The 19,476-nt window shown below is 46.7% G+C and carries 12 protein-coding genes and 4 tRNA genes; 5 read left to right on the forward strand and 11 right to left on the reverse strand.

The annotated features are described in order from the left end of the window. Positions 1 to 15: 15 nt before the first annotated feature. On the reverse strand, positions 16 to 1,686 hold the full coding sequence (locus AC8GFU_RS06800; protein WP_506626386.1) for an O-antigen ligase family protein: 1,671 nt from the start codon (positions 1,684 to 1,686) through the stop codon (positions 16 to 18). A 136-nt stretch (positions 1,687 to 1,822) separates the two neighbouring features. Here AC8GFU_RS06800 and AC8GFU_RS06805 point away from each other — a divergent pair, with 136 nt between their 5' ends. Further along, on the forward strand, positions 1,823 to 4,381 hold the full coding sequence (locus tag AC8GFU_RS06805) for a beta strand repeat-containing protein (RefSeq protein ID WP_506626387.1): 2,559 nt from the start codon (positions 1,823 to 1,825) through the stop codon (positions 4,379 to 4,381). A gap of 116 nt (positions 4,382 to 4,497) precedes the next feature. On the opposite strand, the gene AC8GFU_RS06810 is transcribed toward AC8GFU_RS06805, so the two are convergent. From AC8GFU_RS06810 to AC8GFU_RS06855, 10 genes are all read right to left on the reverse strand, one after another. Next, positions 4,498 to 5,247, reverse strand: coding sequence for a tyrosine-type recombinase/integrase (locus AC8GFU_RS06810; protein ID WP_506626388.1), 750 nt, complete (start codon positions 5,245 to 5,247; stop codon positions 4,498 to 4,500). A 289-nt stretch (positions 5,248 to 5,536) separates the two neighbouring features. Further along, positions 5,537 to 8,299 (reverse strand): beta strand repeat-containing protein, encoded by a 2,763-nt coding sequence (locus tag AC8GFU_RS06815; protein ID WP_506626389.1) that lies wholly within the window; start codon positions 8,297 to 8,299, stop codon positions 5,537 to 5,539. A 167-nt stretch (positions 8,300 to 8,466) separates the two neighbouring features. Further along, positions 8,467 to 9,903, reverse strand: a complete 1,437-nt coding sequence (locus tag AC8GFU_RS06820; protein ID WP_506626390.1) for an RNA polymerase sigma factor — start codon at positions 9,901 to 9,903, stop codon at positions 8,467 to 8,469. Between the two features lie 308 nt (positions 9,904 to 10,211). Then, positions 10,212 to 10,907 carry a response regulator transcription factor gene (locus AC8GFU_RS06825; RefSeq protein WP_506626391.1) on the reverse strand — a complete coding sequence of 232 codons (696 nt, stop codon included), beginning with the start codon at positions 10,905 to 10,907 and terminating at the stop codon, positions 10,212 to 10,214. 353 nt (positions 10,908 to 11,260) lie between these two features. Then, the gene (locus AC8GFU_RS06830; RefSeq protein WP_506626392.1) at positions 11,261 to 12,259 is read right to left on the reverse strand and encodes a LacI family DNA-binding transcriptional regulator; all 999 of its coding nucleotides are present in this window, start codon (positions 12,257 to 12,259) and stop codon (positions 11,261 to 11,263) included. Positions 12,260 to 12,415: 156 nt separating this feature from the next. Next, positions 12,416 to 14,188: a beta strand repeat-containing protein gene (locus AC8GFU_RS06835; protein ID WP_506626393.1), complete on the reverse strand. Its 1,773-nt coding sequence runs from the start codon at positions 14,186 to 14,188 to the stop codon at positions 12,416 to 12,418. A 138-nt stretch (positions 14,189 to 14,326) separates the two neighbouring features. Continuing rightward, a complete protein-coding gene (locus AC8GFU_RS06840; RefSeq protein WP_506626394.1) occupies positions 14,327 to 15,673 on the reverse strand; it encodes an RNA polymerase sigma factor in 1,347 nt (448 codons plus the stop codon). A gap of 273 nt (positions 15,674 to 15,946) precedes the next feature. After that, positions 15,947 to 16,019: transfer RNA gene (locus tag AC8GFU_RS06845), tRNA-Lys, on the reverse strand. 109 nt (positions 16,020 to 16,128) lie between these two features. Continuing rightward, the gene (locus AC8GFU_RS06850) at positions 16,129 to 17,208 is read right to left on the reverse strand and encodes a glycosyltransferase family 4 protein (protein ID WP_506626395.1); all 1,080 of its coding nucleotides are present in this window, start codon (positions 17,206 to 17,208) and stop codon (positions 16,129 to 16,131) included. A 17-nt stretch (positions 17,209 to 17,225) separates the two neighbouring features. After that, positions 17,226 to 18,164, reverse strand: a complete 939-nt coding sequence (locus AC8GFU_RS06855) for an L-threonylcarbamoyladenylate synthase (RefSeq protein WP_506627179.1) — start codon at positions 18,162 to 18,164, stop codon at positions 17,226 to 17,228. 104 nt (positions 18,165 to 18,268) lie between these two features. Between AC8GFU_RS06855 and AC8GFU_RS06860 the strand changes: the two genes are divergently transcribed. The 4 genes from AC8GFU_RS06860 to AC8GFU_RS06875 all read left to right on the forward strand — a co-directional run bounded on the left by AC8GFU_RS06860 (position 18,269) and on the right by AC8GFU_RS06875 (position 19,469). Next, positions 18,269 to 18,985, forward strand: a complete 717-nt coding sequence (locus AC8GFU_RS06860) for an SIMPL domain-containing protein (RefSeq protein WP_506626396.1) — start codon at positions 18,269 to 18,271, stop codon at positions 18,983 to 18,985. A 139-nt stretch (positions 18,986 to 19,124) separates the two neighbouring features. After that, positions 19,125 to 19,197 (forward strand) — tRNA-Glu (locus AC8GFU_RS06865). Between the two features lie 74 nt (positions 19,198 to 19,271). Then, a tRNA-Asp gene (locus tag AC8GFU_RS06870) sits at positions 19,272 to 19,345 on the forward strand. Between the two features lie 50 nt (positions 19,346 to 19,395). Then, positions 19,396 to 19,469: transfer RNA gene (locus tag AC8GFU_RS06875), tRNA-Phe, on the forward strand. Positions 19,470 to 19,476: the final 7 nt, after the last annotated feature.

Genomic DNA, 19,476 nt, shown 5'->3' on the forward strand with positions numbered 1-19,476 from the left:
GATTAGATTACCGAGTTATTTCAGATTCGGATTCAAAGGATCAAGGCGCTTCATTTCCTTCTGCGCCAGAGCCTTTTGCTCAGCCGAAGCATTCTTCATTGAATCCAACGTTGCCCACACTAAGTAGTTGTCTGGAAACCTCTTCGTTGCATCCAAAGCAACCTCAAGTCCTTGTGCCCCTAGTTTGTTATCGTTCAAGGTGCTTGCAACTTGAATCATCCTTGAGTAATCAACTGGCCAAATATATGCGGCTTCTTGAATAACCTGTGGGTTACTTGTTTCAAGTGCACTCTTATATTTTGCAGAAGCAAGATATGGCGGCATTCCAACGAGTATGCCTAATACAAAGGCAATAAATACAGCGACCACTGAACCTGCCGATGTTTGCATAGGCTTACCAGTTACTCGGCTTTTCTTAACGGTCGGCGCTTCGACAGAAGTATTTCTGGTATTAATCTCATAACCGATAATCAAACCAGAGAAAACCCAACCCCAGATCGCAAGACCAATCTGGTTGATACTAATTATTGATTGCGCCTGGAAAGCAACCCATCCAGCAAAGATTCCGACAAATACAGGGTTAAATTTTGTGCTGCGATTAAAGACTCTTACCCCAGAAATAACGACTAAAGCCATTAACGTCACATAAATAATCAGCAGTGGGAAGCCGCCATAAGAAGAGATATCCAAGAAAACATTGTGTGCGGCGTTACTAGTTGTATCAGGCCCACGTCTTAAAGTTGCGGTCAACGTGCGACTGCGTCGATACCAATCTCCGTAGCTGTCCATACCAACACCAAATATTGGATGGCTGATGGTCATATTCCAGCCAGCACGCCAATAATCACCACGATAAGTAACTGAGTCCTTATATAAAACTGATCCTAGTGGACCTTTGTTCAAGGTTCCAAAGAGAACGACAAAGAAACCAAGGATAGAAAGTATCCCGTAACCAACTCCCAAGTTGCGATTCAATTTCAATACAAATAGTCCAAGAACGATCGCAATACCTAAAGCTAAAACTAAAAAACCCTGCTGTGAAGCAGTTTCTTTAATTACATACAAACTAATCAATAAATACAGTCCGATTAATGCCTTAAATTGGATCTTCAAGCCTTTCGCAAAGAATTGTGCAAAAACGACTGACCCCAATACGCCAACCAAAGACGATTGAAAGTTTGGATTACCTAGGAACCCGAATACTGGTGAATATGGGTTCACCCACTTAAAGGGATCGCCATCATTTGCTTGAACCACCCCGTATGCAATTGATGCAGTACCAACGATAATAATAATTCTGCCGAGGTTTTTAATTGCGGCAGGGCTGGAGGCAATCATCGATCCAGCAAAAATTAATGAAAAGGCAAAATAAATTATGAATCCGGTATTCCTACCGTTTGTGCCAAATAACTGTTGGTAGATCTCACCACCGCTCAAGAGAACGACTAATAACTGCCAAATCACAAACCCTGCTATTAAACCGAAGGGAACTCTGTATTTATTCCAGATAACACTTCTTCGATTTGCCAGAATTAATCCCAGACACATAAATCCCACTGGAACAGCAATCAGCATCTTGATCGGATTTATCGGATCTAAAGCCCACAAAGGGGTAACCAGCAGCGTCGTGGCAATCAAGCCCCAACCCAAAATGCGAACGAGTGAGCTCTCTAGTTTCTCTTGCACTCCCTAAGGGTACTAACGGAGACCCCAAATGACCCTGATCTTTCGAAAAGTGCCCTCTCATGACATATGAGAAGGCACTTATTACCCAAAGCCGACCGGGGGAAATTCCCTCGATCGACTAATCGAAAGGAAACAAATGTCTACAAAGACAACTTTCAAGCGCGTAGCGCTTGTAGCAGTTGCAGCTTTGGGTCTAGGGGTTCTCTCTTCTGTTGCGCCAGCTAGTGCGCGCTCGACAGGTATGACAATTTCCCTAGGAACAGCTACAGCTAACGCTGCAATTGTTGGTCAAGTATCAACAATTACAGTTCCAACAACTGTTTCTGTAACAGGTAGCGCTTCAGATACCTATGTGGTTTCTGCAGTGGTTAGTGCTTATGCTTCTGCATCAGCACCAACAATTACAGCTGTCGCAGGAGCTGCAGTAACTGCAGGTACAGGTTACACAGCAGCAGGTTCATGGGCAGCGGCAGACAACAAAGCAACATTCACATTCTCAGCTGCTGTTCCATCAACTACTTACCCACTATCAACAGCAAATACATTCACATTCACACCAACAGCAGCCGGTTCATACACAATCGCTTACTTCCTTGATGGTGGTTCCGATGTGGCTGCAACTGGTGCTCTAAAGGGCTCAGATACAGTTAAGTACATCACTGTAACTGCTGTTACTTCAGCAGCAGCAACAGTTGCGATGAAGCAGCAACTAGCTGGAACAGGTTCATCAACTGGTACTAACGGTCTTTGGGTACGTGTAAACGCTGCAGACTCTGCAGGCGCACTAACACGCCTAAACGCATCACAGATGGCACAGTTCACAATTCCAACAGGTCTAACTCTTGTTGGTGTTAGCAACGGTTCAACTACAACAACCGTCTCTCAGACTGCAACAACTTACGCATTGGGTGCAGCGAACTTCAATGCATCAGGTTATGCATGGCTGAACTTCACAGGTACTGCAGGAACTAAGGCATTAACTGCCAAGATTTCTGATGGTGCAACTTCATCTTCACTATCATTGGTTTATGCAGCTTCTGCTGGAACTCCTGTTGTTGGTGTAGTTGGAACTGCCGGTAACTCAGATGGTACTGATATCCCTGCAGGTGCAAATGGTGTTGCGGTTACAGGTATTACAGGATCTACAACTGCAAACAGCGTCTCAACAACATCAACTTCAGACACATTCGAGATTTTTGACAATGTTGCTGATGCTGTTACATATGTTTCTATCACTGACACCGATTTCACTATCTTCGGTGCTTTGACAGCATTCACACAGGACATCACAGTAACATTTGGTGCTGTTGATACAGCAGCTGCAGCAGGAGATCCAGCTGCTGGACTTGCTTCAGCTACATTTGATGTTGCTCACGCAGCCCTAGGAAGTAAGGCAAATACAACAGTAAAGAAGTCATTTACTTACACACCTTCAGGTCTATCTGCTGTAACCGTAACTGGTGTAACTGGTGCTGTTGGTTCCGGCCAAATCACAATCAAGCCAGCTGCAGCTGTACAGGTTGTTAATGGTGGATCAATCACTGTAACAGCTACATTCGTAGATCAGTACGGCGTAGCAGCCGTTGGCAAGGCAATCACTGCATCAGTTTCTGGACGTAACACTTCAGCTGCTGCAACTAACCTTGTAACAGATGCAACAGGAACTGTTTCATACACAGTAACTGATGCTCTTCCAACATCTGCAACACTCACAGATACAGTGACTTTCTCAGGTGGCGCTGCAAGCGGAAACACAGTAACAATTACTTATGTTTCAGCTCTTACAGCATCAACAATGACAACTTCACCATCTGCAACTACGACAACTGCTTCAGCACCTAAGGATCTTGGTGCAGTTGATTCATCTGGAACAGCTTCAGCTGGTGCAGATGCAGTAACAGCAACTGTTAAGGATGCAAATGGAGTTGCGATTGCTGGTCTTCCAGTAACAATCACACTTCCAGCAGGCGTTTCATTGAAGTCAACTTCAACAGCAACTGCTTACACAAATGCGTCAGGTGTTGCAACATGGTCTGTTTACACAACTAAGGCTGGAACATATGCACTCTCATTCGCAGGTGGCGGTCTAACAAAGACTGGCTATGTGAAGTGGACTGCAGGAACAGCTCGCGTTGTTTCAGTAACAGCAGGAACTGCTGATTCAGGAACAGTACCTGTAACAATTTCTGTAACAGACGCAAATGGCAATGGAGTATCTGCTGCATCAGTTTCACTAGTTGCAACAGGTGGATACTTCCAGGGTCTACCAATGACATCTACACAGACAACATCAGCAGATGGAACACTTGTTGTTGCATTCGTTGGTTCAGGTTCTGTTAAGGCAACAATCTCAGGTGGTCAGTCACTTGATCTTGCTGGCTACGTTGGTACAACGGCAGCAGCTGGATACCCAGCTGGTGTAGCAACTGTAACTGTTGCTGTAGACGGCGGAACATCTGCTGCACAGACAGCTTCAGATGCAGCAGCAGAAGCAACTGATGCAGCAAACGCAGCAACTGATGCAGCTAACGCTGCAGCAGAGGCAGCAGATGCAGCAACAGCTGCAGCACAAGATGCTGCAGATGCAGTAGCTGCTCTATCTACTCAGGTTACAGAGATGGTTTCTGCTCTAAAGAAGCAGATCACAGCTCTAACTAACCTAGTAATCAAGATCCAGAAGAAAGTAAAGGCTTAATTAGCCCGAGCTTCTAAAGGATTTAACTCTTAGGAGTTAGCTCTAGTCCGGAACCCGGTTCTCTCGAAAGAGGGGGCCGGGTTTCGGCATTGCTAAAGAAGAATCAAAAATAAGAACTAAAAGCCAGCTACTTTACTCAGCAATAAACCAACATCATCAATTTCATTATCAAGGACTTGGGTATAAACATTCATCGTTACTCGAGGATCAGAATGCCCAAGTAGGCGCTGAGCAGTAGTTACATGGACACCTTGTTGCTTTAGTAAGTATGCGTATGTATGGCGTAGAGAATGAATATCTACACCGTAGGGTTTTAGGACCTTACGAAGCGTTTTAGGGCTTTTTGGAAATACTTTAAAAGGACTTACCAAAGGAACTGATCTAATGCCCGCCTTGCTCTTAGTCTCCCCGTGAATCGATTTATTGATCCAAACGCGATCATCATGAATATCTTCAAGAGTTAATGCGACTGCCTCTGACCAACGCAAACCATGTAGTGCGAGGAATCTTATGTGCGCGGTGTACTGACCAAAATCCCCAGAAGCAACTTCGTCCCATGTTAAGAATTCACGCGGCTTAACCATAATCTTTGGACCTGAAACTCCATGAGCAGGAGATGCATCGATAATCTCTTGAGCCAAAGCCTCTCTAAAGACAGTTTTAATCACCGCCAATGACATTGCGCTGGTGTGTGGCGGCAACCCTTGAATAGTTCCTTGAATGTCTAATCTCTTAATGCTTCGAATATCACGATGTGCCAGAGTAGGAAAAACGTGCAAACGCAACATTGAATGGTAGGTAGCAAATGTTTTTTGACGAATTGGTAAATGTTTTATAGTTTGTAATGCAAAACTTTCAAACAACACGATTGCTCCTTTCCATTTCATAGTTCGAAATCAAAAGGAGTTAGCTCTGCAAGAATTGTGAACTAACATCCTTTGCAATATCGCGGACATATTCATTCATAACGAGGCAAACAATTTCTTTAACTGGTTAAATCAAATTATGGACAAGACTGGTCATTCATCTGCCATTAAAAACCGGTTAGCTCCCGAAAGAACTAACCGGCTTTTAAATCTTTGTGTGTACCGGGATCCGATTCAATTAAGAACCGGATCCCGGCTTAACACTGTAGATCAGAGAAGCTCGGGCTAATTAAGCCTTTACCTTCTTCTGGATCTTGATTACTAGGTTTGTTAGAGCTGTGATCTGCTTCTTTAGAGCAGAAACCATCTCTGTAACCTGAGTAGATAGAGCAGCTACTGCATCTGCAGCATCTTGTGCTGCAGCTGTTGCTGCATCTGCTGCCTCTGCTGCAGCGTTAGCTGCATCAGTTGCTGCATTTGCTGCATCAGTTGCTTCTGCTGCTGCATCTGCTGCTGCCTGTGCAACATCTGCTCCTGCAGCAACTGCAACAGTTACTGAGTTGATACCAGCATCAGCAAATGAAGCACCGACGCCAACCTCAGCTAATGTTGTTGTTCCAGCAACGTATGCAGTGAACGCAGTCTGAGTTGTTGCTGTAGAACAAACAGCAATTCCAGCCTTTGCGCCTGTCTGGCCGTAGCAAGCATTAGTTGGTGCAGTGCTTGCACCATCTCCGCCTGCCTGAATTGTTACAACAGAATCAGCTGAACCAGCGTTGAAAATGAACTCAGCCTTACCGTTTGCATCAGTGATCTTTCCAGCGGCATTGTTTCCTCCACCGAATAGACCATTACCTGTGCGAGTTGCCCATAGAGGCACACCCTGAACAACGTTGCCGAAACGATCCTTTGCAGTCACTGTGATGGTGTTTCCATCAAGTACTGCTGCGATTGATCGTACTTCACCGTTTCCAGAAGTTGAACCTGTCGCTCCGCCTTGACGGAATGCAACTGTTCCAGTTCCAGTCTTGGTTCCTGCTGTTGCAGTGAATGTCTTTACTCCAGCTGTCCAACCATAGACATATGAAGTTGCTGTTCCATCAGTTCCTGTGTAAACAGTCACGTATGTTGAAGCTACTGCAGCACCTGCATCGGTAGTTTTGAATACAACTGGCACACCAACTAGTAGTGCTCCATTTGCATCTGTAACAGTTGCTGTTACGGCAGTCCAAGTACGTGCAGTAGATGAACCTGTAGCACCTGAAGATTCAGCGTTGATATCAGTGTATGTAATACCTGATGCCGCTGTGTCATCTGTGGTTGGTGTCTCTAGTTCAACAGTTGAGATTCCAAGTGTTGAATCTGTGTAGTTAATTGTTACAGTCGCTGCTGTTCCAGTTGTTGGTGTAAATGTAACAACGTCCTGCTTGTTTGTTGTTGCAGATGTACCAGCATCTGTACGTGTGTAAGTTACGCGACCGTTTGCATCTGTAGCAAGTGTTGTACCTGTTACTGATGCATTTCGACCTGTAGTTGTAACTGTTACAACATGGTTTGCAACAGCTGCTCCAAATTGATCCTTCACAACTGCTGAAAGAACAGAAGATGCACCAAATGCAGCCTTAACAACTGAGTTTGGCTCTACTGTTACAGCAATACCTGAAGATGAAGCTGTGCGTGACGTTACAACGATTGCTGATGATGTACCAGCTACAACGCTCGCTGTGAATGAGTAGCCGTTAAGCATGGCTGCTGTAGTCACAGAAAGTGTTGCTGTGCCTGCACCTGTAGCTGCAGTTGAAAGTGCTGGTGCAACATAGGTTGAGTATGTGGCTCCAACTAGACCAGTGATTTGACCTGAAGTATCAGTCATATCAACAGTTACATACTTCGCCGCTGCGTTAGCAGTTGTGAATGTAAGTAGGTATGAATGTGAAGTTGTAGAAGTTGAGACATCTTCAGTGTATGAAGCGCCTGAGCCAGCTACACCCTTGTGACCGCTACCTGGACGAACTGAAAGTAGAGGGTCGGCAATTGTGAGTGATGTAAATTCAAAGTGCTTTACAGTTGAGAAGGTAGCTGTTGTTGAAACAGTTGAGCTCAACATTCCACTTCCAGTTGCAGTTAGGATCGCATCAACAGCTGCATCGGTTGCATCCTTTACCTGGATGTATCCAACTCCGTTTGAGAAGTTTGAGCTATCGAGTCCAGCTGTTACACCAGCGCCATTGTAAGTCGGTGTACATGCGGAAGCACAAGCTGCAGCGATTTCACCAACATTTGTTGTAGTCGCACTTGAAGTGATGTTGATTGTTTCACCAGCTGCTAATTGTGCTACAGCTCCTGAAGCATCCTTCAAAGTTACCTTGTAGATCTGGCCCTCTGAAGTAGTACCACCAGTTGTTGCACCAGTTACAGCAGCGAGTGCTACTGTTGAAACTGCTCCACCTGTGGTGATTGTGTAAGTTGCAGAAGCATCTCCTGCAGCATATGAGTTAGTCAGAGTTGAACCTGCACGAGTTGAAACAAGTACTGTGTAAGTACCAGCAACATCAGGAGTGATTGAGATTTTGAACCCTGCTGAAGTTTGTGTTGTCCAACCTGTTGAAGTGAACAAAGCTGCAACTGTTAACTTATCTGTTGCATTCTGTGTTGCAGATCCAGTTGTACCCCATGTAGATGTGTTATCTAGGATATCAATCTGAGCAGGAACAGTTGAAGCACCGTATACACCAGTGACAAATGAAGCACCGGCTGTGCCGTCTGCTGCCTTGCCTGCAGTTGTAATTGACTTAAATGCAGAACCAGTAGGAGCTGAGGTGATCTTTACGTTCACTGTGAACGTGTCAACTGTGTCAGCGAATGGTGCTGCAACTGTGATTGGAGTGATGTTCGCTACGCCAACCTGAGCCACTGGAGTTGTACCCACAGTGATTGCAGTTGGAGTAATTGCACCAGTTGCACTTGCGGGCGCAACTGAAGTTAGAACACCAAATCCCAACGCAGCAACTGCTACAAGCGCTACGCGCTTGAAAGTTGTCTTTGTAGACATTTGTTTCCTTTCGATTAGTCGATCGAGGGAATTTCCCCCGGTCGGCTTTGGGTAATAAGTGCCTTCTCATATGTCATGAGAGGGTCTTTTTCACCCGATTCGATGAATCGCACGTGCTGATTCACCAAATTCCCCACCGTGTATCCGGACGCGGCGAGGAAACCTATTTATTTGTTTTTCACCTGCACTGCTTGCGCTAGTACCTGTGTCTTGCCAGAGTTCATAAGAACTCGAGTTGTGATTGAAGCTGGTGCATCGCCTAAGTCGTAGCCGCGTGAACCAGTTGGAACCACAAAATCTGATGTCTTGAGGTAACCGACATTTGATGTCGATGTAATCAAGTAGTTGCCATTTGCTAGGCGATCGATTGATGTATCAGTTGACTTGATTTCAACTGAACGCCAGTTACCACCGAAGCCAACGTTGATGTTGTTAACGGTGTAATTAGTACCTGTTCCATCAACTGTGATTAGCTGATCGATTAGAACGTTTGGACCAACTGAACCTGTGATGAACTGGTTGTTGATTAGAAGTCCTGATGTACCAACAGTTGTGATGCCCTTTGTTACGCGGCCAACACCAGCGATTGAGTTTTCATCAGTAACGCTGAATCCTGTTGGGATTCCGTCTTTATCAAGACCCAAGAATGAAAGTGCCGCGATCTTCGCGTACACAGCTGCTTGCTGAGCCTTCTTCGCAGCAGCTGTTGCTGCAGCTTGTGCCTTAGCAGTTGCTGTTGCAGAAGCTGTTGGAGTTGATGCAGCAGGTGCATCTGTTTCTACCTGGGCTACAACTGGAAGCATTGGAGATTCATTTCCAGTCATTGAGTTAAAGCCAAGGAAAGCTGTAATAACTAAAAGTAGTGAAAGCGCAGCCTTTGATGATTTCTGTGCGATTTCAACTGACTTCTTGAATGTTGTTGAAAGAGCATCAAGTGCTGTTAGGCCAGTCTTTTCATCAACGATCCATTCGCCAAGAACGCGAACCATTGACTTGCGAGCGCGCACAAGAATGTGGCGAACATTTGCTGGAGTTGTATTAAGAGCGGTTGCGATCTCTTCTGTTGTGCGGCCTTCCATTTCCCACATAACAAGCGCTGTGCGCTGATCTGGAGTTAGGCGTGAAAGAGCTTCGCGGATAATCGCGGCATCTTCTGCAGCAGTAATAGTTATATCAAGATCAATGTGGTTTTCAGATGCGATCTCGTTCAGGCGCTCCTGAGTTGTATCTGCATCGATTGCTACCAAGTTAGGGCGTGCACCACGTGCGCGGATTACGTTTAGCGCAAGGTTGTTAACTGATGTACGTAGGTATGCAATTGCACGATCAGCTGTGTCTAGGTCAGGGGCTGCAAGCATGAACTTCAAGAATGCTTCCTGTACGACCTCATTTGCTTCTGCCTCATCGCGGGTGATGCGGCGTGCTTGTGAGACTAGCTGTGTGCGGTGCTCGGTGTAGATCGCTGACAGTTGTGCGATAGACCAATCAGCGGTTGAGCCTGGAGTTGTTGTTGCTTCTAGAGCGTCTGCGGGATTTGCGCTCAGTAGGCGGGCGGCATCGGTCGCTGCAGCTGCTTTCGCCGCTTTCGACTTCAATAGTGCCATGTGTGTAACTCCCGCGAGTTTCATAATGAAGGCAACGTCTTGCCCTCTAATAGTTAAGACACCGCTGGGGGCCAAATGTTGTGCCCAAATGAAATATTTCTTTAGAAAGATTTCTAGCGGTATGGATTGAGCGTGTATTGGGAATAGAACGCAGGGCTTTCGCCGGTGGGCACGCTTAAATCAGCGTACAAATGGGGGAAGTGCAGGTAGATAGGGTCGCAAAATAAGGCCCTTGATTTACGGTCATAAGCGGTCACTGTCAGTCACCCTTTAAAGGGTTAGATCACACCGCGGGTCCAGCCTGATCGTTAGATCAGAGAAAGCATCAACGCTTTCTTGGCAGCTTCCTTACGATCGCTAACGGCCAACGCCTGGTAGATGCGCATGGTCTCGTGGCGGATCGTGGAAACTGAAAAGCCCATTTCAGTGGCTAATTCGTGGTTGGTCTTGCCCTCGACCATGCCGCGCAGGATCGATAGCTGGCGGGCAGAAAGCTGGCCAGCACCTGAATCACGGCTGTCATTGATCGCAGCGATTCCAGGAATATTGACTGAGGCTCCACGGCTTTGGAATGACAGGTACAAAGCGATTGGAACACACAGATCATCAATCGCATCTGCAATTTTTTGTTTTTCGGAATCACTTACGGGATTGGCAAATTCGACAATTAAATAACCTTGAATTACGCCGTGATCGCGCAGGCTATTTACATGCATCAAAGAGTTTGGAGTCCACTTTTCTTTTGATGCGCTCGCAATTAGTTTCACATCGGGTGAATCAACTGCGCGCCATTCAGCACTTGGGATTACACGATTGCGCCAAGCATCAGCGTCGGGATATCCGTACTGCCCTAAAACATGTATGGAATCATCACTATTGATACGTCCAAAGCGAATACCTTGGACTGAATAATCAGATAGGTAATCAGTTGCAAGAGCGCGTGCGATCTCTTCTGTTGATGGATGGAAACTCATCCACTCAATAAATTTTCTAATCTGACTCATGTCGATGTCGCTATTTGTTCATTGAACTGTTCAAATTCAATTCCAAATAACTTAGTAACCTTCCTGTCCAAAGGTTGCTACCGATCCCGCAGCTGTTCGGAGCGCGCGATCTTTTTGAATTGGGGATTCCCCCGCACAAAAAAGATCCGCCGGTTAGCGCCCCCCCCCCCTGATCTTCAGGAATTGAGGGACGAGATAAATCTCCAGCTGAACTTCTTACGCAGAAGGGTAAGAGGTAAGGGTGAGGTTTTGGAAGTGGTTTGTATAAATGACTGGTCACGGTTTAGATGGTCAGTTGCAGCGTATTTGCAGAAATGAACTCACAAAGTTGCAGAAGAAATGGGTACTGGTGGTCAGCGAGCTTTAGTTGAAGATCGCTCCACAATCTGTGGTTGGAAGACCACATGCTGGTGAAGATGGTTTTCATCAGCTGAAAGCTCGGCCAACATCTGCTCGCCCATCGTGTACCCCAGTTGATACGGGGTTTGAGAAACCGTAGACAGGGGCACAAGGGCAGATTCAGCGTACGCGACGTTGTCGTAGCCCAACACAGACACCTGATCAGGGACCTTAATTCCCTCCTTGAGCAAGAAGTTGATGATTCCCAAGGCCAAGGCGTCATTTCCCGCAAAGATCGCATCAGGCAGCTTGGGCAGGGCCAGGATCGATGGGGCAATTTGTTCGCCTGAAATGAAGTCCAGCGAAGGTGAGTTCATGACCTGCAGATTCACATCAAACTCTTGGGATGCCAAGGTGATGCCTACAAAGCGTTGATTGCTTTGGTGGTGGTGAGACGGGCCTGAAATCCACAAAATATCTTTATGCCCCAACTTATGTAAATACTCAAGGCCGATATAACCGCCACGAACTTGATCAATAGAAACTGAACATTGTTCTGGCTCTTCATCTGATTGAGAAATGTATCCAACGCGGATATTTTGATCGATGTACTTCTCAAACACCTGATTGCGTGGACCCACTGGGGTAACGATTACACCTTTAAAACCAGCGTCCACCATTGATGTTAAAAGGTGAAGTTCTATCGCTTCATCTTCGCGGCTGTAGCCCGTCAATACTCTTAAACCACCTTTAGCAACCGAGTCTTCAACCCCTTGTGCAAGTTCGGTGTAAAAAGGATTATCGCTTAGAGGCAAAATCAAGCCAATAACTTTTGGTTCGCGATTACTATTTTTCATTTGCGCATTTGGAACAAAGCCCAGCATGTCGATCGCTTCGCGAACACGTTGACGTGTTTCTTCAGAAACATGCGCAGGGCGGTTAAGAACATTTGAAACTGTTCCAACTGAAACCTTTGCTTGTTTCGCAACATCACGGACATTTGGCTTGTTCACTCTCACAATCTACTCTCGCTTTTTTCTTCTTTTTACCAATTTGATTTCGGATTAATAACAATTCTGAAGTTGATAATGAACTGAGAATTAGTAAAGCGGTGCACCCTCGTTATGAGAGTGCACCGCCCGTTAGAACCTGTTAAAGGTCGAGGCTAATTAAGCCTTTACCTTCTTCTGGATCTTGATTACTAGGTTAGTTAGAGCTGTGATCTGCTTCTTTAGAGCATCGATCATCGCTGCAACTGATACTGAAAGTGCTGCTACTGCATCAGCTGCATCCTGTGCTGCTGCTGTTGCTGCATCTGCTGCCTCTGCTGCAGCGTTTGCTGCATCAGTTGCTGCGTTTGCTGCATCGGTTGCTTCCGCTGCTGCATCTGCTGCTGCCTGAGCTGTATCTACAGCCTGACCGCCTTCAACTGCAACAGTCGCTGATGTTCCGGCGATCTGTGCTGCTACTGGAAGTCCTGTTCCACCTGTGTACTTCAACTGAAGTGAAGTTGCATATGAAGGAACGAATACTGTGTATGTAGCTGAACCTGTTGAAGTTGCTGCTACTACATCTGTACCTGAGATTGTTGCTGACGCTGAACCCAATGCGTAAGTAGGTGTTAATCCACCTGCTGCAAAGATATTTGCGTATGTAGCGTTTGGAACTGCAAGTCCTGATGCATCCAAAACAGTTACCTTAACAGTTGCAACTTCACCTGGAACGTATGAAGACTTGTCCCATGTAACAGAAACTGATGCAGGTGTTGATGAACCAACACGAACTGTTACAGGAGCTGAAGCAACGTTTGTTGTTGCAGTAGCTGATGATCCAGTTCCAACTGTAATTGTTGTTGTTCCAGCTGCTACTCCAACAAGTGTGAATGTTGCCTTACCTGAAGTGATTGCTGCTGATGTGTATGAGTTTGAAGCAACTGTTGCTACTGATGAAGTTGCGTATAGGTTACCTGCGCCTACAACTACGCCTGCTGCATCGTATGCAACTGCAGTAACTGCACCAACTGATGCACCTGTGTTTGACGCAGGAATTACTGAGTTAACAACTGTTGCTACAACTGAAGCTACATCACCGTAGAAAGTTACTGTCTCTGTTGCAAGTACTGTTGTACCAGCTGAGATAGTTACAGTTGCGACACCTGAAGTACCGTCTGAGAAAACACCAATTGTGTTCTGACCAGCTGTACCGGTGATTCCACGACCTGTTGAAACGATTGAAGCTACGTTCGCAGCTGTATCGATTCCAAGTGTTCCTGGACCCGTGATTGTTGCAGTCAAGATTGTTGAAGATGTTAGGTCAGTTGTTGCAGCGTTCTTTGAAGTTACAACAATTGAAGCCTTCTGCGCTGATGTATCAGTAGCGCGTGTAACTGAGACTGCTACATCTGCTGTTGCAGTTGTTGTCTCACCTAGGTTGATGAATGATGTTGAGTTAGCTGCTGTAACTGCACCAACTGCTGAAGCTGTAACTGTCCATAGAAGAGCAGGAGAGTTAGCTCCTGTAGCAGGAGTTACCTTTACAACGTAAGTTCCCGCAACATCTGCGTTGAGAGAAATTGTTCCGAAACCAGTTGAACGACCTGCGGCAGCTGAAGTAACAGTAACTGTTAGTCCTGATGCAGCTGAAGTTGCGTTAACAAGTGTTCCGCCAGCAGCAGTGACTGTTGGAAGAGCTGAGCTTGTTGCTGGTGAGCTCTGTAGTGACACTGTGAATGATGTTGTGTCGCCTGAAGCTGCAGCTACAGATGAGCTAGTAACAATGTTTGTTACTGCCGTTCCAACTGTTGCTGTTGACGTTGCTGATGCAGCAGTCAGAGTATCTGCCTGACCTGCTGCTGCTGAAGCTGAAACAGCTGAGAATGAACCCAGTGTCAAAGCAACAACTGCAACAAGCGCGATGCGCTTGAAAGTTGTCTTTGTAGACATTTGTTTCCTTTCGATAGTCGATCTAGAGAATTTCCCTAGTTCGGCTTGAATCAGATATCTCTGATTCGTTTCGATGAATCGCACGTGCTGATTCACCAAATCCTTCGTTCCATTCCGGTGGAAACGAAGGAATTCTTTTTACTTCTCCAATACCTGCGCTGCCTGCGCGATGATTTGGGTTTTTCCTGAGTTCAATAAAATTCGAGTTGTGATGCTCTTTGGTGCATCCGATATGTCATATCCACGAGCACCTGTAGCGATGCTGAAAGTCGTTGGATTTAGGTAACCAATATGGATAGTTGCTGTTACTAGGTATTGGCCATTAGCAAGTCGCTCTACAACTGAATCAATACTGTTGATTTCAACTGAGTTCCAGTTACCTGCAAAGCCCACATTCACAGTATTTGCTGTGTAGTTAGTGCCTGTTCCGTCAACTGTGATTTGCTGATCGATCAAGACATTTGGACCAACTGAACCGGTAATGAATTGATTTGCAACAATTAATCCGTTTGCATTAACAGTTGAGTAACCCTTTGTTACGCGTGCTTTACCAAATACATTGTTTGCATCTGTAACTGTGAAACCAGTTGGCACTCCTTGGTTATCTAGCCCAAAGAATGAAAGTGCTGCAGCTTTGATATTGATTGCGGCTTGCTGGGCTTTCTTTGCAGCAGCTTGTGCAGCCGCAGCCTTAGTGGCAGCAAGCGCTGCTGGTGTTTGCTTAGAAATAGATGACGGGGATGTTTCCGGTGTCGTAGATACGTCGACTACACCTGGAACCCGAACCCCCTCGTTCCCCGTCAAAGATGTGAATCCCAGGAATGCAGTGATTACCAAAAGTAATGACAGTGCCGCCTTAGATGATTTTTGTGCAAGCTCTGCAGCTTTCTTGTATGTAGTCGAAAGTGCATCGAGCGCAGTAAGACCGGTTTCTTCATTAATAACAAGTGTTGAAAGAACCTTGCGCAACGAAGCGCGAGCGCGTGAAACTGTGTGACGCACGGCAGATTCTTTGATTCCAAGTTCGGCCGCAATCTCCCCCGTTGAGCGGCCTTCCATTTCCCACATCACAAGTGCTGCGCGCTCTGCAGGAGAAAGAAGAGCGAGTGCCTGGCGAATAATTGCGGCATCTTCTGCAGCTGACATCGCAGCTGAGTGATCGCCATTGTTTTGCCAAGCAGCTTCAACTTCAGCTGTTGCATCATCGATTACAACCAAATTTGGGCGACGGCCTTCGGCACGGAAAAGATCAATGCAAAGATTTTCGATGGTCCGGTGCAGATAGGAGAGTGCGTGATCCTCTGATTCAAGCTCGGGGGCCGCGAGCATGAACTTGATCAAGGCATCCTGAGTGATTTCCTCAGCCTTGATTGAATCCTTGAGAACACGAGATGCATGGGCCATGAGCTCAGCGCGGTGCTGGGTGTAAAAAGCCCCCAGGTCGCCGACAGTCCACGCGTGTGGAGTCGAGCTCGTTGTTGCCATGAATAAATCCCCGTTCGTAGAAGCGTCCTTCTATCTGCTTCTACGCATTGACCGGTCATTTGTAGCGGAGAACGGACAAAACGGACATATCTCTAAGGTATTACGCTTAAATCAATGCTGCGAGCGTGGGGAAGGGGTTTACCAGTCGCGAAGATTACCCGAGTCAATGACCATAAATGACCATTTACACCTCTTTATTACATACATATTTGCAGGCAAGTCCCCTGCGCAACAAAAAACCCCGCACATAGGCGGGGTATCGAGAAAGAATTGTGGGCCCAGACGGGCTCGAACCGTCGACCCACGGATTAAAAGTCCGTTGCTCTACCGACTGAGCTATAGGCCCCACTGCACGCAGTTTCTACGGGTTTTACGCGTAAATCACTGCTGCGGGCGCAATCGTATCGGAGATTTAGAGCCTTGGCGCCATGCCCAAAATCAAAGCAGAGATGGATTTAGTCGTGAGATGGGGTGCGCAAAAACAGCACCAAAGCCAGCAACCAGCCAGCGCCGAATACACCTATTAATAAGGAACCCCAAGAATCTGGATACATATAAACCCCAACTGCAATTACCGCGCACACACCTGCAGATGCCCACAATGAAATAGCAGCCACAGGTCGGGTTAATCCACCGCGCACTAAACGATGAGACAGATGATCCTTGCCACCAGTCAGCGGTGACAATCCACGAGACAAACGCGAGAAAACAGCAACACATGTATCAAGCAATGGCACCGCTAACAACATCACCGGAATCGCCAAAGATTTCCACGTTGGAACAATCCCTGGATTTAATCGAATAGTTGCCACAGAAATAATGATTCCCAAAAACAGCGCGCCTGCATCGCCCATATAAATCTTTGCGGGGGATTTGTTCCACATTAAAAATCCGATAGTTGCACCAGCTGTAACAATTGAAAGCGCGCTTACCAATTCCTGCCCGCGATCAAACGCAATAACAAATACACCCAGCGCAGCGATGGCTACCGCACCCGATGCCGCCCCATCTAAATTGTCAAAGAAGTTAATACTGTTACAAATTCCAACGATCCACAAAATCGTGACCAATGTATTGATCCACGATCCAGAATCTGCCGAACTTCCAGAACCAAACGGTGTTCCTATCGTTCCGTTTTGAACAATTACAAACGCAACCGTTGTTCCAACAACTGTTTGTGCAATCAATCGTGGCCACGGTGATAGCGAGCGCAGATCATCAAACAAACCTATTGCACCAAGCACCAACGCCGGTAGCAAAACAGTAAAAGCTAAATCCTTAAGCTGGTCGCTGTTATCAGATGCATAATCACTTCCTCCAACAAAGACCGCAGCAAATGTCACAATCGAAATACCAAATGCAATCGCTACGCCACCCAAGTAAGGCACAGGTTCTGCCTGTGTTTTACGGGCTAAATTCGGCGCATCCATTGCACCTAAACGAATCGCTAAAGCCCTTACAGGCCAGGTTAATAAACCAGTTAACGCAAAAGCTGCTACACCTAAAATCGCAAACTGGCTAGCGCTAATGCTCATTGGAAAATCCTAATCACTTAATTCTGTGAACCAGAATGTGCGGCTCGCTTTAACCGGTCACGAATTGCAATCGCAATTCCATCGCCCTGTGGCTGTGCAACAACAACTGTCTCCAAACCTTTTTCATCGGCGGCGCGAAGTGCTGCATATAAAACCCGCGCAAACTCATCATGCGTTTTCGGCGCAGCCAATCGCACAACCCCTTCGGGTGTCACCACATCTGCCATGGCAATAAATCCTTGACCTACAACGGGGGAATGATCCAATACAACTGTTGCCACCGGCGCGTAGTGACTCTCTAATGAACCACTGACACGGATCTCTGCGCTTTCCACAGCCCCAACAACTTCTAGCCCTGTGGACTCTTCAATCATTGCAATAGTGACAGCCCCCGGACGCAAAATTCTTGGAACATCCCCAGTGCAATCAATAATCGTTGACTCAACACCCACATCGCACGCACCGCCATCAAGAATCTGATCCGCATCTGCCAAATACTCACCCAATTCATCTGCCACCGCTTGCGCCGTTGTTGGTGAAACGTTTCCAAATCGATTGGCACTTGGTGCAGCAACGCCCTTGCCACCCACCCGCGCAAAAGCTTCTAACAATCCCAATGCCACAGGATGCGCCGGCACACGAACCCCAACCGTCTCCTGCCCACCTGTTACAAAATCTCCGGCCAACTCACTTCGCTTCATAATCAAAGTCATCGGCCCTGGCCAAAAATCACGCGCCAACGCAATCGCATATCCAGACACTTCCGCCGCCCATTCACCCATCGCATCCATCGATGCAACATGCACAATTAATGGGTGATCTGCAGGCCTGCCTTTTACTGCATAAATCCGCGCAACCGCATCAGCATTTGTCGCATCGGCACCTAATCCATAAACAGTCTCTGTAGGAAATGCGACAAGGTTTCCAGCCAATAAGTTTTCAGCAGCACCCGACATCACATCTGCGCTGCACTTTGACATGAACTGGCTCACCCGCCGATTCTCTCACTATTCCCAGCATTAATTAACGCCCACCACAGAAAATAGGAGATACTTAGAACATGAAATCCAAAAAACTTCGCATCATCGCCATCCTTTCCGTAGCCATCGCCCTAATCGGAGGTGTCGGATTGTCGATGCCTGCAAATGCAGCTGAGGCAACTCGCTACATCACTGTTAGCGCAACAGGAACAACTACCGTTGTGCCTGACGCAGTACGCGTAAGCGCAACAGTTTCTGTTCTTGGCAAGACATCAAAGGAAGCGCTTGCAACAGCTGGAACAACTTCAACTGAAGTTCGTAAAGCACTTGTTGCAAACAAAATCTCAACTAAAGATGTTTCATCACAATCAATTTCTGTAAACCCTGAGTACACCTACCCAAACAATGGTGGTGCTGTACTAAGCGGATACCGCGCTACACAAACATTTAGTATCACTGTTCGCGCAGCTGCAACAGCTGGCGCAGTAGTAGATGCAATTGTTGCCGCAGGTGGCGACAATGTTCAGATCAACAACGCTTCACCATTTGTTTTGGATTCAGATAAGGCAACTGAGATCGCTCGCGAGTTCGCAGTAAAGCGCGCGAAGGCAAAGGCAACTTCATACGCGAAGTTGTTAGGCGTAAAGCTTGGCAAGGTTGTTTTCCTGAATGAAGATTCATCACCATCTGTTTACCCTGTCTACGTTGCTTCAGCTAAGGCAGAGGATGCATCAACTCAGATCGATCTTGGCGAGCAGAAGATCACAGTTTCAGTAACCGTTCGCTGGTCTCTATAAAAGTAATTCCCAAAAAGGTTGTCGGCCAAGGAAACTTGGCTGGCAACCTTTTTGTATGCTCGAAATTACCCCTTTCTGCGCTTAATAATCGGGTTTGGTCGCACGCTTAATCACGGGTAAGATTGCCAAGCCTTAGAACGTCCCCATCGTCTAGGGGCCTAGGACATCGCCCTTTCACGGCGGTAACACGGGTTCGAATCCCGTTGGGGGCACGCATTACCTGCAGTAAAAGTAGTAAAGGCTTTGAGAGTGACATAAGAGCCACTTATGTTTATCAATCACTTAAGGCCCGGTAGCGCAGTTGGTTAGCGCGCCGCCCTGTCACGGCGGAGGTCGCGGGTTCAAGTCCCGTCCGGGTCGCAAAGGTTTTGATGTCGTACTTATTTAAGGCCGATATCAGAACCTTGTTTGGCTTGGTAGCTCAGTTGGTACGAGCGAACGACTGAAAATCGTTAGGTCGCCGGTTCGATCCCGGCCCAAGCCACATTGCA

This window comes from Planktophila warneckei (SeqCode) (genome assembly GCF_965234675.1).
Lineage (GTDB): Bacteria > Actinomycetota > Actinomycetes > Nanopelagicales > Nanopelagicaceae > Planktophila > Planktophila warneckei.

What these genes read in the sequence shown, in the direction of transcription:
- AC8GFU_RS06825 (WP_506626391.1), bottom strand. Translation starts at nt 10,907, where the DNA reads ATGAGTCAGATTAGAAAATTTATTGAGTGGATGAGTTTCCATCCATCA.
- AC8GFU_RS06855 (WP_506627179.1), bottom strand. Translation starts at nt 18,164, where the DNA reads ATGTCGGGTGCTGCTGAAAACTTATTGGCTGGAAACCTTGTCGCATTT.
- AC8GFU_RS06805 (WP_506626387.1), top strand. Translation starts at nt 1,823, where the DNA reads ATGTCTACAAAGACAACTTTCAAGCGCGTAGCGCTTGTAGCAGTTGCA.
- AC8GFU_RS06840 (WP_506626394.1), bottom strand. Translation starts at nt 15,673, where the DNA reads ATGGCAACAACGAGCTCGACTCCACACGCGTGGACTGTCGGCGACCTG.
- AC8GFU_RS06820 (WP_506626390.1), bottom strand. Translation starts at nt 9,903, where the DNA reads ATGGCACTATTGAAGTCGAAAGCGGCGAAAGCAGCTGCAGCGACCGAT.
- AC8GFU_RS06835 (WP_506626393.1), bottom strand. Translation starts at nt 14,188, where the DNA reads ATGTCTACAAAGACAACTTTCAAGCGCATCGCGCTTGTTGCAGTTGTT.
- AC8GFU_RS06850 (WP_506626395.1), bottom strand. Translation starts at nt 17,208, where the DNA reads ATGAGCATTAGCGCTAGCCAGTTTGCGATTTTAGGTGTAGCAGCTTTT.
- AC8GFU_RS06860 (WP_506626396.1), top strand. Translation starts at nt 18,269, where the DNA reads ATGAAATCCAAAAAACTTCGCATCATCGCCATCCTTTCCGTAGCCATC.
- AC8GFU_RS06815 (WP_506626389.1), bottom strand. Translation starts at nt 8,299, where the DNA reads ATGTCTACAAAGACAACTTTCAAGCGCGTAGCGCTTGTAGCAGTTGCT.